General features: G+C 40.3%; 10 protein-coding genes. 2 read left to right on the top strand and 8 right to left on the bottom strand.

Features of this window, described 5'->3' with window-relative positions; translation table 11 throughout:
* Positions 1-113 precede the first annotated feature (113 nt).
* Both FNN09_RS11110 and gyrA read right to left on the bottom strand, forming a co-directional pair.
* The gene (locus FNN09_RS11110; RefSeq protein WP_143302428.1) at positions 114-1,271 is read right to left on the bottom strand and encodes a tetratricopeptide repeat protein; all 1,158 of its coding nucleotides are present in this window, start codon (positions 1,269-1,271) and stop codon (positions 114-116) included.
* Positions 1,272-1,319: 48 nt separating this feature from the next.
* The gene (gyrA, locus tag FNN09_RS11105) at positions 1,320-3,851 is read right to left on the bottom strand and encodes a DNA gyrase subunit A (RefSeq protein ID WP_143302427.1); all 2,532 of its coding nucleotides are present in this window, start codon (positions 3,849-3,851) and stop codon (positions 1,320-1,322) included.
* Positions 3,852-4,466: 615 nt separating this feature from the next.
* Here gyrA and FNN09_RS11100 point away from each other — a divergent pair.
* Positions 4,467-6,986, top strand: coding sequence for an ATP-dependent Clp protease ATP-binding subunit (locus FNN09_RS11100; RefSeq protein WP_143302426.1), 2,520 nt, complete (start codon positions 4,467-4,469; stop codon positions 6,984-6,986).
* 563 nt (positions 6,987-7,549) lie between these two features.
* On the opposite strand, the gene FNN09_RS11095 is transcribed toward FNN09_RS11100, so the two are convergent.
* The 4 genes from FNN09_RS11095 to FNN09_RS11080 form a co-directional block, all read right to left on the bottom strand.
* Positions 7,550-9,778, bottom strand: coding sequence for an NADP-dependent isocitrate dehydrogenase (locus tag FNN09_RS11095; RefSeq protein WP_143302425.1), 2,229 nt, complete (start codon positions 9,776-9,778; stop codon positions 7,550-7,552).
* 214 nt (positions 9,779-9,992) lie between these two features.
* Positions 9,993-10,229: a hypothetical protein gene (locus tag FNN09_RS11090; protein WP_143302424.1), complete on the bottom strand. Its 237-nt coding sequence runs from the start codon at positions 10,227-10,229 to the stop codon at positions 9,993-9,995.
* A gap of 383 nt (positions 10,230-10,612) precedes the next feature.
* Entirely contained in the window at positions 10,613-11,716 is a 1,104-nt protein-coding gene (locus FNN09_RS11085; protein WP_143302423.1) for a DNA polymerase III subunit gamma/tau, read from the bottom strand.
* Between the two features lie 204 nt (positions 11,717-11,920).
* The gene (locus FNN09_RS11080) at positions 11,921-12,460 is read right to left on the bottom strand and encodes a hypothetical protein (RefSeq protein ID WP_143302422.1); all 540 of its coding nucleotides are present in this window, start codon (positions 12,458-12,460) and stop codon (positions 11,921-11,923) included.
* Between the two features lie 85 nt (positions 12,461-12,545).
* On the opposite strand from FNN09_RS11080, the gene FNN09_RS11075 reads away from it, so the two are divergent.
* Positions 12,546-12,992, top strand: a complete 447-nt coding sequence (locus FNN09_RS11075; protein WP_143302421.1) for an META domain-containing protein — start codon at positions 12,546-12,548, stop codon at positions 12,990-12,992.
* Between the two features lie 184 nt (positions 12,993-13,176).
* On the opposite strand, the gene FNN09_RS11070 is transcribed toward FNN09_RS11075, so the two are convergent.
* Together FNN09_RS11070 and FNN09_RS11065 are read right to left on the bottom strand one after the other, a co-directional pair.
* A complete protein-coding gene (locus FNN09_RS11070) occupies positions 13,177-13,998 on the bottom strand; it encodes a DUF4843 domain-containing protein (RefSeq protein WP_143302420.1) in 822 nt (273 codons plus the stop codon).
* Positions 13,999-14,048: 50 nt separating this feature from the next.
* Entirely contained in the window at positions 14,049-15,548 is a 1,500-nt protein-coding gene (locus FNN09_RS11065; RefSeq protein WP_143302419.1) for a RagB/SusD family nutrient uptake outer membrane protein, read from the bottom strand.
* Between the last annotated feature and the right edge of the window lie 9 nt (positions 15,549-15,557).

Genomic DNA, 15,557 nt, shown 5'->3' with positions numbered 1-15,557 from the left:
ATTTAACGTTGATTATCAGTTACATATAAATTAGATGTGTCAAATTTTTGATATTATGTTATTTTTGTAGATATAAAAATAGCCGGCGAACCGGCTACTTTTGTATTTTACGATTAAAGGGCTTCTAACTTTGCCTTTACCTCGTTGTACTTATCCATTCTTTCGAAACGGTAATACAATCCTTTCAGCGTTTCAAGTACTGCTGCCTCTTCAGGTTGTACTTCATGTGCTTTTTCCATGTATGGTAATGACTTTTCCCAGAATCCGTTAGCTACGTCCATAGCAGCATTAAATTCTTTCGTTGTGGTTTTGTCATTGGCTACATTTTGCTGCTCAACACCTTTGTTATAGTATATCACACCAATATTGTACAAAGCATTAAAAAAGCTATCATCAATTTCTAAACATTTCTCATAATTTACAATGGCCTGATCCTTGTCTAATGTTTCGTACAAAACACCACGTGCATAGTAAAATGATGGATTCTCAGGATCCTTTTCAATAGCTGTATTTAAATATTCCAAAGCAGCATCGTTCTGCTGAGCATCCAGATAGTACTGAATAAGCGTTGTTAAAATACGCTCATCCTCAGGATATTTCACAAAACCACGCTTTAGGTTATCCGCTACCTTTAAGCTGTCGCCCGAAGCATCAAACACCTGGTCCAATAATAATACAGCATCACCACCACCGTAACCTAAGTCAATCGACTGGTTGAAGTACTGCTCAGCCTTACTCCACTCCTTGGCGTTGTAAGCTGCTAAAGCACAGTTATAAACGATGGCTGTATCAATACCTGGCTCCTCTTCCTGAAACATTGGTAAAGCATTAAGGTACAATACATTTTCGAAAGCAAATAAAGCCTGGTTAAAGTCTTCAGTGTTAAAACCTTCGATACCTGAGTTGGTCAAATCGGGTTTAAAGAATGTTAACTGTAGCTTAATTTCTTTGGCATATTTACCAATACCTTTTCCTTTGGCGTCGCCTTTTTGATCTAGCTCAATGGCTTTCTTGTAAAAGTCCACTGCTTTTTTGATGCCTTCAGCATCTTCGCCTGACTTAGACAATTCGGTATATACCTTAGCGGCAACGATATAGGTTTTTGGCCAGTTAATTGTTTTTTCATGCTCCAAAGCCAGGTCGATCGACTTTTTAGCGGCTTCCAAATCACTTGTAGACAAGTAACCGTCTGCTGCCGACACCTTACCCTTTTGAGCATATACAGCTGATATGCTGAAAATTAAAATTGCAAATAGCGCTACTCTTTTCATTTCAAAAAGTTTTAGATTGATTTTGAGAGGCAAATATACTATTTATCCTCATTCGTTAGTTTGTTCTGTTGTATTTTCACTAATCGCATCGTCCTTGCCTTCTTCCTGTTCAAAAGCTTCTTCTTCAAGCAATGCTTCTGAAGCCACCTTGGCCACGGATGCAATCTCATCTTGTTTCTTAGATAAGTTGATTAAACGAACACCCTGAGTAGCTCGTCCCATCACACGCATCTCACTCACCGAAAGGCGAATAGCAATACCTGAGCGATTAATAATCATTAAGTCATTGTCGTCGGTCACATTTTTAATGGTGATCAACTCCCCTGTTTTATCACTGATATTCATGGTTTTAACACCCTTACCACCCCTGTTGGTTACGCGGTAATCTTCTGTTTTAGAGCGTTTTCCGTATCCTTTTTCCGATACCACCAAAATATCTTCTGCTTCCGTATCTTTAACACAAACCATGCCAACTACCTCGTCGGCTTCTGATGCCAGCGTGATGCCTCGTACACCAGCCCCTGTACGGCCAATGCAACGTGCTTGTGTTTCGTTAAAGCGGATGGCACGTCCTGAGCGTGTTGCCATCAATATTTCAGACTCACCATTGGTCAGTCGTGCTTGCAATAACTCATCATTCTCTTTAATGGTAATGGCATTAACACCATTCACACGTGGGCGAGAATAATCTTTTAACAAGGATTTTTTCACTACACCCTTTTTCGTACCCATCATGATGTAGTGCGAATTGATGTAATCCTCGTCATTCAGTTTCTTCACTTTGATAAAGGCTTTTACCGTATCATCAGGATCGATGTTCAATAGATTTTGAATAGCACGTCCCTTTGAGTTCTTAGTTCCCTCAGGTATCTCGTATACTTTCAGCCAGAAACAGCGTCCTTTTTTAGTGAAGAACAACATGGTGTTGTGCATCGATGCCGGATAGATGTGCTCTATAAAGTCTTCATCACGCGTTGTTGACCCTTTGGAACCAACACCACCTCTGTTTTGTGTTTTAAACTCAGCCAGTGGGGTACGTTTCATATAGCCCAGGTGTGAAATGGTAATAATCATCTCATCATCGGCATAGAAATCCTCCGGGTTAAATTCTTCTGAGCTATAAACAATATCTGTGCGTCGCTCATCTCCATATTTGGCTTTAATCTCTTGCAGCTCATCGGTGATGATGCTCATACGTATTTCCACGTTGGCCAGAATTTCCTTCAAACGAGCAATCTCCTTCATCAACTCATCGTACTCGGCACGTAACTTATCCTGCTCCAGTCCGGTTAACTGGCGTAAGCGCATCTCAACAATGGCGCGGGCTTGTAACTCAGATAATTCGAAACGTTTAATCAAATTCTCACGAGCCTCATCCGGCGTTTGTGCGGCACGAATGATCTTAATCACTTCATCGATATTATCGCTGGCAATGATTAAACCTTCCAATATGTGTGCGCGTTTTTCGGCTTGCTCCAACTCAAATTGTGTGCGTCGTGTTACCACGTCGTGGCGGTGCTCCACAAAGCACTCAATCATGCTTTTTAGGTTAAGCAATTGTGGGCGTCCTTTTACCAGAGCGATGTTATTAACACCAAAAGATGTTTGCAGCGCCGTATACTTATATAGGTGGTTCAGCACCACATTGGCAATAGCATCTCTCTTCAGGTCAATAACGATACGCATACCATTACGGTCCGATTCGTCGTTCACATTGGAGATACCCTCTATCTTTTTGTCATTTACGAGGTCGGCTATCTTCATGATAAGCTCGGCCTTGTTCACCATATACGGTATTTCGTTGATGATGATTTTCTCACGACCATTGGCTTCCGTCTCAATATCAGACTTGGCGCGTATCACAACGCGTCCCTTTCCAGTATTGTAAGCATCTTTCACTCCCTGGTAACCATAGATAGTGCCACCTGTTGGAAAATCTGGTGCCTTCACAATGTCTACCAACTCATCAATCTCAATCTCATTATTATTAATGTAGGCAATGGTTGCATCAATGGTATCGCTCAGGTTATGTGGCGGCATATTAGTAGCCATACCCACTGCAATACCCGAAGCACCATTCACTAATAAATTAGGAATACGTGTTGGCATCACTGTTGGCTCCTGAATCGTATCATCAAAGTTCAATTGAAAATCCACCGTGCGCTTCTCAATGTCTACCAACATTTCTTCGGCCAGCTTATTTAAGCGTGCCTCGGTATAACGCATGGCTGCCGGACTATCACCATCAACAGACCCAAAGTTACCTTGTCCATCAACCATTGGGTAGCGTAAAGACCACTCCTGAGCCATACGAACCATGGCAAAATAAACCGATGAATCGCCGTGTGGGTGAAACTTACCCAGCACCTCTCCTACTATTCTGGCCGATTTCTTATATGGTTTGCTGGCAGCTAATCCCAACTCACTCATTCCGTATAAAACACGGCGGTGAACCGGTTTCAATCCATCACGAACATCAGGTAAGGCACGCGAAACAATTACCGACATCGAATAATCGATGTAAGCTGACTTCATCTCTTCCTCAATGTTGATTTTAATTATTTTTTCTCCGTCAGTCATTTATGAGTCTATTTTATAATATTCTAACACAATAAAAAATGGCTTTTACGGGCCATTTTTTGAACACGCTAATTTAAGTATTTTCGATAACATGAAGAAACGTTCATTAACAGATTTTATTAACAAGCTGAGTTCGTTTTAAATTTAAAAATTCAGATTAAAATAAAGAGCTGATATACAAGGAATAACTTTGTCGTAATAGTGAACTGTTGCTATAAAATTTGACGTCGTAGATCAGTTTTTTATTCAATGCTTGATGATTTCATTGACAAAAAGCAATTTTCTTCGTGTAATCATCTCAAAACAGCCCGCTATTCTTTCGTCGATATACACTTGAAACTTACTATTCTTAAGCGTTCTGGGTTCAGAATTTTACGTCGAACGCAGATTAACCAGTAAAATATATTGTCAATCAGGAATGTTATCAACAATTTTTGATAATTGACGAGAGAATATTTAATTTCATGCGATGACAAAAATCGGCAGTATTGTCACTTTTTAGTCCTTTGGATACGAAAAATGAACACTAGCACGATTGTTGATGACATTAAAATGATTGTTGGAGTAAACAAGAGCCCCAACGAGTTGTTATGTATTATAAGATTTTAACGATATATGGATTTAAACTTTTCGCCACGTATTAAAGACGTGATATCATACAGCAAGGAAGAAGCAGAACGATTGGGCAATCAATTTATATCGCCCGAACACCTCATGCTTGGCATTTTGCGCGATGGAGAGGGATTAGCCATGGAGATATTGCAACGTTCAAATGCCGATCAAGAACGCATTAAACAAGCTTTGGAGAACCACCTTAAAGAAAGAGAAGCCATCCAAAGCGATAACTTACCATTGCTACAATCTTCTGAGCGCGTACTCAAATTAGTGCATTTAGAAGCTAAAGCCTTAAAGAGTGATCACATTAATACAGGCCATCTACTAATCGCCCTTCTGAAAGAGAAGAGCAGTATAATATGGGAAATTATGGCAGAAGAAAATATTAATTACCGCCAGGTAAAAGACATGCTTGAAAACGAAAAACCATCAGCCAAAGCGGATTATCCGGAGGATGATGACCAGGATAGTCCATTTTCCGGTTCCGGATCGGGCGGTGGTGCCTCAGAGGGCAGTAAGTCGAGTGCTAAAACAGGTTCTGACACTCCAGTTTTGGATAACTTTGGCATTGACATAACCAAGGCTGCTGAAGAAAATCGTCTTGATCCTATTGTGGGGCGTGAGAAAGAAATTGAGCGTCTGGCCCAAATCTTAAGTCGACGCAAAAAGAATAACCCCATATTAATTGGGGAGCCTGGTGTGGGTAAATCGGCGATTGCCGAGGGACTGGCCTTGCGCATCATCGAGAAAAAGGTATCACGTGTGTTGTTTGATAAACGTGTGGTAACACTGGATCTGGCCTCCATAGTGGCCGGAACCAAGTATCGCGGTCAGTTTGAAGAGCGCATGAAAGCCATACTGAATGAACTGGGGCGTAACCCAAGCATTATATTATTTATTGATGAAATACACACCATTGTGGGTGCTGGTGGCGCTACCGGTTCGCTGGATGCTGCCAACATGCTAAAACCAGCTCTGGCACGTGGTGAGATACAATGTATTGGCGCCACTACTCTGGACGAATACCGCCAGCACATTGAAAAAGATGGTGCTTTGGAACGTCGTTTTCAAAAGATAATGGTGGAACCTACTTCCATTGAAGAGACAGTGGAGATATTAAATAACATCAGAGAGAAATACGAGGATCACCACAATGTGAATTACTCACCTGAGGCGGTGGAAGCCTGTGTTAAGCTAACCGAACGTTATATTTCAGATCGTCACCTACCTGATAAGGCCATTGATGCATTGGATGAGGCTGGTTCGCGTGTTCACATCTCGAACATAGTGGTGCCTGAAACCATTCTAAAGATTGAGAACGAGATTGATGACATTAAGGAAAACAAGATAAAGGCAGTTAAAGCGCAGAATTTTGAGCTGGCCGCCAGCTTCCGCGATAAGGAGAAAAACCTGATTGAAGAGCTGGATTCAGCCAAAGGTAAGTGGGAAGAAGAGTTGCTACAGCACAGGGAAAGTGTTGATGCTGAAAAAGTGGCAGAGGTAGTGGCCATGATGACAGGCATTCCTGTTCAGCGTGTTGCTCAGGCCGAAGGTTTTCGCCTTTTGAAAATGGGAAAAGAGCTTAACGGCACCGTAATTGGCCAGAACAAAGCCATTGAAAAGATTGTAAAGGCCATACAACGCAACAGAGCCGGTCTTAAAGATCCAAACCGCCCGATTGGTTCCTTTGTCTTCCTTGGACCTACAGGTGTGGGTAAAACACACTTGGCCAAAGTGCTGGCCAAGTACTTATTTGACACCACCGATGCACTTATTCGCATTGACATGAGTGAATACATGGAGAAGTTTTCTGTTTCACGATTGGTGGGAGCTCCTCCGGGATACGTTGGTTACGAAGAGGGTGGTCAATTAACAGAAAAGGTACGTCGTCGCCCTTATGCAGTGGTACTTTTAGATGAAATAGAGAAAGCGCATCCTGATGTATTTAACTTGCTTCTTCAAGTAATGGATGAAGGTCGTTTGACCGACAGCCTAGGTCGAAAAGTGGACTTTAAAAACACCATCATCATCATGACTTCCAATATTGGAACACGTGAATTGAAAGACTTTGGTCGCGGTGTTGGTTTTACGCCCAAAAGCAGTATTTCTGATCAGGAGCACTCAAAAGGTGTGATTGAAAAAGCTCTTAAGAAAGCTTTTGCACCTGAATTCATCAACCGTATTGACGATGTCATTATTTTTAACAACCTGGAGAAAGAGAATATTCACCAGATTATTGACATTGAACTGAAAGGTTTATACGACCGTGTGGAGGGACTTGGTTATAAACTGGAGCTTTCTGATGCAGCCAAAGACTTTATTGCCACCAAAGGTTACGATGTGCAATATGGCGCGCGACCACTGAAACGTGCTATTCAAAAATACCTGGAAGATGAGATGGCAGAGGTAATTATACAGGCTTCCGTTTCTGAAGGAGACATTATTAAGGTAGATTTTGATAGTAAAGAAGAGAAGATTACGACGGCTATTATTGAATTATCGCAAGAAAGAGATAATTAAGACCTTAGTGAAGATATAATTTTAAAAAAGCTGCCTCGTGCAGCTTTTTTTTGTTTAGGATGGTGCATATTGGTGTCCAAGGCTAAGTATTAAGGAGGTGGTACAGATGTCATCTTTCGTGAAAATGCCTATTTAACGTGAGTTCGATGTAAGAAATACAATTATCAACAAAGCAAAATCTTGTATTTATATCCATTTCAAACCAGAAATTGCAATAAATACCGCCACAAATGCCCTGAAAGGGCAATGCATAGTAGTACAGGCCAAAGGCCTGTGGGAAAATCCAAACATGATAATGAGGGCTGTAAGCCTGACGCGTACATATAAAGCACATTTATCATGTGTCGACCTTTCAGGGCTTAAAAGAACCGTATATTTAAAAATAGGCCTGCGGCCTATCCTGATACATGACGGCCTTTCGGGCCTAATTTATGGAATTATAAGAAGAGTTAATCTGTTCCTTACATCGAGCTCACATTATTTAAGATGACATCTGAAGATCAAAAAAGAAAAGCGACACCAACAAAAGTTAGTGTCGCTTATAATATTTAAAGAACGGTATCTTACAATTTTTCAAGAATTGCATTGAACGTAGCACTTGGACGCATGGCTTTTGAAGCCAGTTCAAATACAGGAGCATAATAACCTCCCACATCGACCGCTTGTCCTTGAGCTGCATTTAACTCTTCTACAATCTTGGCCTCATTATTAGCCAATTCCTGAGCAATGGATGTAAAGCTATTCTTCAGCTCAGCATCAGTATCCTGCTCAGCTAATGCTTGCGCCCAATACATAGCAAGGTAGAAATGACTACCGCGGTTATCAAGCTCATTTACTTTGCGCGATGGCGACTTACGATTCTCCAACAAAATACTGGTTGCATCATCCAATGTTTCACCCAATACCTTTGCCTTAGTATTATCACCATTCTGACTCAAATGCTCAAGCGATACAGCTAAGGCTAAAAACTCACCCAATGAATCCCAGCGCAAATGCCCTTCATACTCAAATTGCTGCACATGCTTTGGTGCAGAACCTCCAGCACCCGTTTCAAATAAGCCACCACCATTCATCAATGGAACAATAGAAAGCATTTTAGCACTTGTGCCCACTTCCAATATTGGAAATAAATCAGTCAGGTAATCACGCAATACATTACCAGTAACAGAAATGGTATCCTCACCTTTAATGATACGCTTCAATGAAAAACGCGTAGCCTCTACTGGCGATAAAATATGTACTTCAATACCGCTAACATCATGGTTAGGAAGGTATTTATTAAGCTTTGAAATTAATTGATTATCATGAGCCCTCTCTTCGTTTAACCAGAATACCGCCGGAACACCAGTTGCCTTTGCTCGTTTAACAGCCAGCTTCACCCAATCCTGGATTGGTGCATCTTTTACCTGGCACATGCGCCATATATCACCTTCTCCCACACTATGTTCAAACACCACAACATCATCCTGATCAATTACCCGGACAGTTCCGCTGCTAGTCATTTGAAATGTTTTATCGTGCGAACCGTATTCCTCTGCCTTTTGCGCCATTAGGCCAACATTTGATACACTACCCATGGTGGTTGGGTCGAAAGCACCATTTTGCTTACAGAAATCCATCGTCTCCTGATAGATGCCAGCATAAGAGCGATCAGGGATTGTATATAAAGTATCTTTTAGTTGTCCATCAGGTCCCCACATTTGCCCCGATGTACGGATGGCAGCCGGCATGGATGCATCAATGATCACATCACTTGGCACGTGTAAGTTGGTAATACCCTTATCGGAGTTAACCATGGCTAAATCAGGACCACTCTCATAGCAAGCTTCGATAGCCGCTTCTATTTCCTCCTTCTGAGACTGTGGTAATTTAGATAACTTAGCATGCAAATCGCCCAAACCATTGTTGGCTGAGATACCCAGCTCCTGAAATACGTCACCATATTTCTCAAACACATCTTTGAAAAACATCTCTACCACCTGACCAAAAATAATAGGATCAGAAACCTTCATCATGGTAGCCTTCAGGTGCACTGAGAATAAAATATTTTCTTTTTTTGCTTTCTCAATGGCTTCTTCTAAAAAGCTACGAAGAGCATCTTTACGCAACACAGAGGCGTCAATTATCTCACCTTCCTGAAGCTCCACTTTTTCTTTCAACACAGTAAGCTCGCCGTTGGAAGCCACATGCTCGATACGCACATATCCGGCCTTTTGAACGGTTGTTGATTTTTCATTACCAAAAAAATCACCATCAGGCATGCTTACCACATTGGATTTTGATGAAGCAGACCATACTCCCATTGAATGAGGGTTTTTCTGAGCATAGTTTTTAACAGCTTTCGGCGCGCGCCTGTCGGAATTACCCTCACGCAACACTGGATTAACCGCACTACCCTTTATCTTATCATAGCGCGATTTTATCTCTTCTTCTTTCTCAGACTGAGGCTCTTCGGGATAATTCGGTAAGGCATATCCTTTTTCCTGAAGCTCTTTAATAGCTGCTTGCATCTGAGGAATGGAAGCACTAATATTTGGTAGTTTAATAATGTTGGCCTCGGGTGTTTTTGCCAGATCACCTAGCTCAGACAAAGCATCGGCGATGCGTTGATCTTCTTTCAGAAAATCAGGAAAGTTAGCTATGATACGACCAGCTAATGAAATATCTCTTGTCTCAACCTTTACTCCTGCTGACTTTGTATAGGCCTCAACAATTGGCAGAAGTGAATAAGTTGCCAAAGCAGGCGCTTCGTCCGTTTGGGTGTAAATAATTTTAGGGGTCTGTGTTCTCATCTCTTAATAGTTCTTAAATGTATTCGATTAAATAGTAACAGTTTATTATCCTTAGTGTTTACACATCCACGAATAAAAACTAGTACTACCTCTTTAAAGGTTTATTGTCAATACAAATCTACAGCAATTAATAGACTAGCACCTGACATATCTCATAATTAGATATTTTTTTCTTTAATTAAACATGCTATTCAAAAGAAAAGAGCTATCACTACTACTCAATATCAAGGTTAAACTCTTTCCTGAACTTAGCCAATGCCGGATTCTTTTCAGTCATCACCTTGTATTTATCGGCTACTGTAAAAGCCTTACGCGTACCACTTTCCTCTTCCACACTTATTTCAAAATCCAAACTTATGTTGGCATTTCTTAAGCTACGGCGTAAAAATGACAAGATATTTGAACGTTCTTTGTGAAGTTCATATTCCTGCGTTTTATTTCGCAAGACCATGAGCAGGGCAACATCCTTATTGATTTTTGGTACGTAGTTTTTGTAGATAGTATGAATACGTGGTCGTGTTTCATGCTGTCGTGTAAACTGTCGCCAAACATCATTTAGCTGTTCTTGATTAAAGGCATCGTTCCATGACCTGTCAATGGGCTCTTCTGGCTTTTTCTCTTCTTTCTTTGGTTGTGGCGTATCACTTGGCTGCTGAACTTTTTGTGCCAGATTTTTTAATGAGATGGATTTTAAACCACCAATACTGACTTTCTTAACAGGAGCTGCTTGCTGTGCTACACTTTTGTTACTTACATTTTGCTGGGGAGCTTTTGCTGCTGGGGCTTGCGGCTTAACTTTACCAACTGTGATAATTGGTATTTGATCAGACGGTTTTAGTTTTTTTTTTCTGTAACAATACGAGCCAGGCGTATCAAGGCAAACTCAATGTGTAAACGCTTGTTTTTGGCTGCACGGTATTGCTGCTCGCTATCGTTAATCACTTTTAATGCCTCATATAGAAAATCAACCGAACATTGGGCTGCTTGCTGCTGATACTTTTCTTTGGTGTTTTGACCAACTTCTAAAAGCAAAGCCGTTGAAGCATCTCTACACATTAACAAATCGCGCATATGACTATTCAAACCCGCCATAAAATGCTGCGCATCAAAACCTTTTAATAAGATTTCGTTAAAAGTAATGAGTCCCTGTTTATAGTCTTCTGCTAAAAAAGCATCGGTTAGCTTAAAATAGTAATCGTAATCCAGCACATTGAGGTTCTCAATTACTTGCTGGTAGCTGATTTCTTTACCCGAAAACGCAACAATCTGATCAAATATAGACAAAGCATCACGCATGGCACCATCTGCCTTTTGGGCCACAATGGCTAAACCTTCTTCATCCACCTTCACACTCTCGCTTTCGGCTACATATTTCAGGTGCCCCACTGCATCGCTAATCGTAATGCGGTTGAAATCAAAAATCTGACAACGCGAAAGTATAGTTGGTAAAATCTTGTGTTTCTCGGTGGTTGCAAGGATAAATATAGCATGACGCGGCGGCTCTTCCAAAGTCTTCAAAAAGGCATTAAAAGCAGCTTGTGATAACATGTGAACCTCGTCAATGATGTAAACAGAGTAAGTACCCAGTTGAGGCGGGACTCTTACCTTATCAATCAGACTACGAATATCATCAACCGAGTTGTTACTGGCGGCATCCAGTTCATGAATGTTGTATGACCTATTATCGTTAAACGACAAGCATGACTCGCAAGTATTACACGCTTCAAAGTCATCGGAAATACTGGAACAGTTAATTGTTTTTGCAAAAATACGCGCACAGGTGGTTTTACCCACACCACGCGAACCACAAAACAGGTAGGCATGCGCTAGTTGATTGCTCTTAATGGCATTCTTTAGCGTCGTGGTAATATTACCCTGCCCTACAACTGACTTAAAAGTCGATGGTCTGTATTTTCTTGCTGAAACGATGTATTCCATTTGCTCGATATATGCGATGACAAATATACAATTTCTATTGGCTCAGAAAAGCGCATACTATTGGAAGTTATTAACAGTGGAGAATAAAATATACATTTAGCGTGCCTTTGTCGGATGCAGGTATTCGTCATTACTCAGATAATAAGAAACTCATCTAGCGAAAGTTGCCAGATGAGTTTATTATCTCTGATTTCTCTTCTTCATTTATTTCTTGCCACTCCCCTTAAAGTAATCTTCTTTCTCGGAAAAAAGCACATTAAATGTAGTTAAGCTACCATATGCTCGTGTGATGTACTGTTGAATATGAACTTTTTCTTCCTCGTTCAGAGAGGCTGACGAATTAATGTTTTGTTCCAGAACACGCAAACGGTCGCGCACCATAATTATTTTCTTGAAGAAAACATCCATGGGTATTTCCTTGGCTTGTAAAGATTCATCTGCTGGCTGAAGCAATACTTTACCTCCTATCCACTTCTGCCCTATCTCCACCTCCACTGGTAATGTTCCATATTCATCCAATACCGATGCTATGGCCTGACGTAAATCGCGTGCCGTTACGGCCTCACCTTTTCCTTCTTCAGGGCTCTCTATAATACTTAAATTGGTGCTGGTTTTCGGAATTTCCATTTTACCACCATCCTCAAAGAAAACAATGTAAGCGCCGAGGTTAATTTTTGCGATTATACCTTCGCCGTAACGGGGGTGCTCAACGCGCGTTCCTACCTTTACATCTATTGTGTCCATACGACTATTTATTTAACTTGTATTTTATAATTACTGGCATGATTATTATTGCCAATTTAGCCAAACAAAATAAAAACTGAATAATATGAAGAATATTTTTCTTGTGATAATGGTTGCCGGGGTGCTATTTAGCTGTAAAACTGCCAAGAGCTCAAGTAGAATGGTTGAAAAGGAAACTGTAGTTGCCCAAGAGTTATTTAAAGAAGGTAATACCTGGGAGCTGATCAGTTACAATGGGCAGGCACCTGGCGATGTGGGCTTTATTGAGCGCCTACCTACCCTAATCATTAATAAAGCAGAAGGACGTGTTGGTGGTTACAGTGGTTGTAATTCGTTTGGAGGCGCTATAACATTTGATGATAATAAACTGCACATCGATAAGGTTATGTCCACAAAAAGGTATTGTGATGGGGTACCTGAGCATGAGTTTTTTATGATGCTACAACAACCTTTAATGTATAAAATTGAAGATAGCGTTTTAAAATTATTTAAAGAGGATGCTTTAGTTCTTAGCTTTCAATTAAAGCAATAGTACATAGAATTCAAATTGTGTAATATGTTATTTTTCTATCTACAATTGCTATACGTGACACTGTAACTTGTTTTGTTAGAATTGAATATGACTGAATTAGAGAATGATACACATAATAATATAAAAGAGACGGATCCATCGAAATGGATCCGCTCAATAAATAATCCAAAATCACACTACTTATCTAGTTTTGCACCAATTGACAGGTTTCTTCACACCAAGGAAATGATCCCGTTGAACCATCTTCGCAGATATAATCGAATTGAATAAAATCGATTAAACGGTTCTCGGTATCAAAAACACCAATTAAGTCATTATCCAACAACCAGGCTCCTCTATCATCCCAGCCATTATCAAGTTTAGTACCAGCTGGCACAACAAACTTAATACTTGATGCATCGGTTTCTACAACCTTACCTACCATCTCCAAACCATTACCCCAAAAGTTATACATAATCATATCCTCACCATTTGAAAGGGCAGTCATTGAAGCTTCTCGCGACCATCCATCTGCAAGAAATGTATAAGCACCCGACCAATACTCCAAGTTTAATAAACGTGGCTTAATGGTAATCGTAGTTGAGGCAGAGCTATTTCGAACATCTCCCTGAATAGATGAAATATTCAGCACTATATCCAATGGCTCAGTACTTGTAATTGCCTCTGGGTCATATTCTATTGGCACCTGAATAAAAGCAGCACCTGCTTCTAGAGACAACTGCTTTTGGCCAATGGTAAAATGCAGCCCTTCGGTTGCGGTTGTTTTAGTTTCGTCAACATCGTATTGAATGGTAATATCCTCTGTAGCAGAACGACCGAATAGCTGTAAGTTTACCGTTGGGATATCAACAACTGAGCCCTCTTTAATAATTTTAACGGTGCTTTGGTCTTTTTCCCAAATTACCACTGATTTATCTTGTTCTAACTCTAATAAACCGTCTACATCACATGAAATAAATAGCGGCAGAATGAATAGCAGATATATAGATTTTTTAAAAGTCTTCATTGTTTAAATTTTAATGGGGCCAAAATCTACGACCCCAAATGAATGATTTTTTATAATGCTCCATTAGAATTTGTTTCCACTTCAGGAATAGGAAAATAAGCATGTGAATCAAGGTTGAAATTTTCGGCACCAGGCTTTCCACTATTTCTCATTTTATCTTCTAATATTGTATTACCCCAACGACGTAAGTCAAAGAAGCGATGACCTTCGAAAGCTAATTCTACAGCCCTTTCATGCATAATGCGATTACGCATCTCTTCTTTAGATAAGCCAGCTGGTAAAGCAGGCATATCAGCACGTTCTCTTACTTCATCAATAAAAGGCTTGGCAGCATCTGCTGAACTGGATTCATTTAAGGCCTCTGCATACATCAGCAATACATCGGCATAACGCATTACAGGGATATTCTGAGATGAATACCAAGCTGTATTATCGCTTTCCGGTATGTCGCTTAATGTATATTTACGATAGATAGCCCTCTCTGAACCAGCACCAAAAACTTCCTCAAAACTTTGCCCAAACACATCTACATCAGCATCATTAAAAAATAAAGTTGAATATAATCGGGTATCAAATTTACCTGTAGTTGCAATATTACCTTCTGACTTAAACTCTGCAACCATAGTTGGCGTGGCTTCGATATTTCCCCAACCACCAATCTCTGGTGCGGAGGTAAACTTACCTGAAACATGTCCGATGTGTCGGCCATTTGAACGAACGGAAGAATATTGTATTTCAAATACCGATTCCTTGTTGTTTTCGTTAGAACCATCAAAGTTACTCATGTAGTTATTTACAAGTTCGTAGCTACCAACACCATCAACAACCAACTTCTTTAATTCAACAGCGGCATCTCCAAATTTACCTTGGAAAAGCAAAGCTTTACCCAAGTATCCAATTGCAGCACCTTTGGTTGCTCGTCCTACGGAAGAATTATCATAGCTATTAGGTAAAACAAGTGCAGCATCTTTAAAATCTTGTTCAACTAGTGTCCAAACCGCATCACGTTCGCTCAATGGTTTAGCTAGGTCTTCATCTGTTTTTGGCGCAGCGTCTTGTAAAATTACTTTGTCCCAATTGTTTAATAAACGAAAATGTAAATATCCTCGTAGAAATTTTGCTTCTGCAACAATTTGTTCACGCTCTTCTGGCTTAATTTTATCATCAGTCATCTCACCAACTTTCTCAATCACCTGGTTAGCATGATTTAAGCCTCGGTAGGCATCCCACCAATATGTTGTAGCACGCGAGTTACCTGCTGTATTTGTAAATGTTGAGATAGCCGTCCAATCAGGATAACGGTCTGGACCAGGCATGCACATATCAGAACGGAAATGTTCAACAACAAAATTAACTTCGGTAACATTCCAACGATCCCCTGCGCCAATTTGTGCATAGACAGTTGCTAATGCAGCTTCAGCATCTGTTACATTTCTATAAAATGCCTCCACAGTAAGCTGATCATCAGGTGTTGTTGTCAGAAAATCATCTTCACAACCCCATGTGAATGGCAAAATTGCTAATAAGCTATATATTAAATATTTCTTCATTGTTTTAAA

Origin of the sequence: Carboxylicivirga sp. M1479 (assembly GCF_007097485.1) — a bacterium.
Taxonomy (GTDB): domain Bacteria; phylum Bacteroidota; class Bacteroidia; order Bacteroidales; family Marinilabiliaceae; genus Carboxylicivirga.
This window is presented reverse-complemented; position numbering and strand designations above follow the sequence as displayed.

Coding starts and splice junctions, on each gene's coding strand:
- FNN09_RS11110 (WP_143302428.1), bottom strand. CDS start 1,271: ATGAAAAGAGTAGCGCTATTTGCAATTTTAATTTTCAGCATATCAGCT.
- gyrA (WP_143302427.1), bottom strand. CDS start 3,851: ATGACTGACGGAGAAAAAATAATTAAAATCAACATTGAGGAAGAGATG.
- FNN09_RS11100 (WP_143302426.1), top strand. CDS start 4,467: ATGGATTTAAACTTTTCGCCACGTATTAAAGACGTGATATCATACAGC.
- FNN09_RS11095 (WP_143302425.1), bottom strand. CDS start 9,778: ATGAGAACACAGACCCCTAAAATTATTTACACCCAAACGGACGAAGCG.
- FNN09_RS11090 (WP_143302424.1), bottom strand. CDS start 10,229: ATGGTCTTGCGAAATAAAACGCAGGAATATGAACTTCACAAAGAACGT.
- FNN09_RS11085 (WP_143302423.1), bottom strand. CDS start 11,716: ATGGAATACATCGTTTCAGCAAGAAAATACAGACCATCGACTTTTAAG.
- FNN09_RS11080 (WP_143302422.1), bottom strand. CDS start 12,460: ATGGACACAATAGATGTAAAGGTAGGAACGCGCGTTGAGCACCCCCGT.
- FNN09_RS11075 (WP_143302421.1), top strand. CDS start 12,546: ATGAAGAATATTTTTCTTGTGATAATGGTTGCCGGGGTGCTATTTAGC.
- FNN09_RS11070 (WP_143302420.1), bottom strand. CDS start 13,998: ATGAAGACTTTTAAAAAATCTATATATCTGCTATTCATTCTGCCGCTA.
- FNN09_RS11065 (WP_143302419.1), bottom strand. CDS start 15,548: ATGAAGAAATATTTAATATATAGCTTATTAGCAATTTTGCCATTCACA.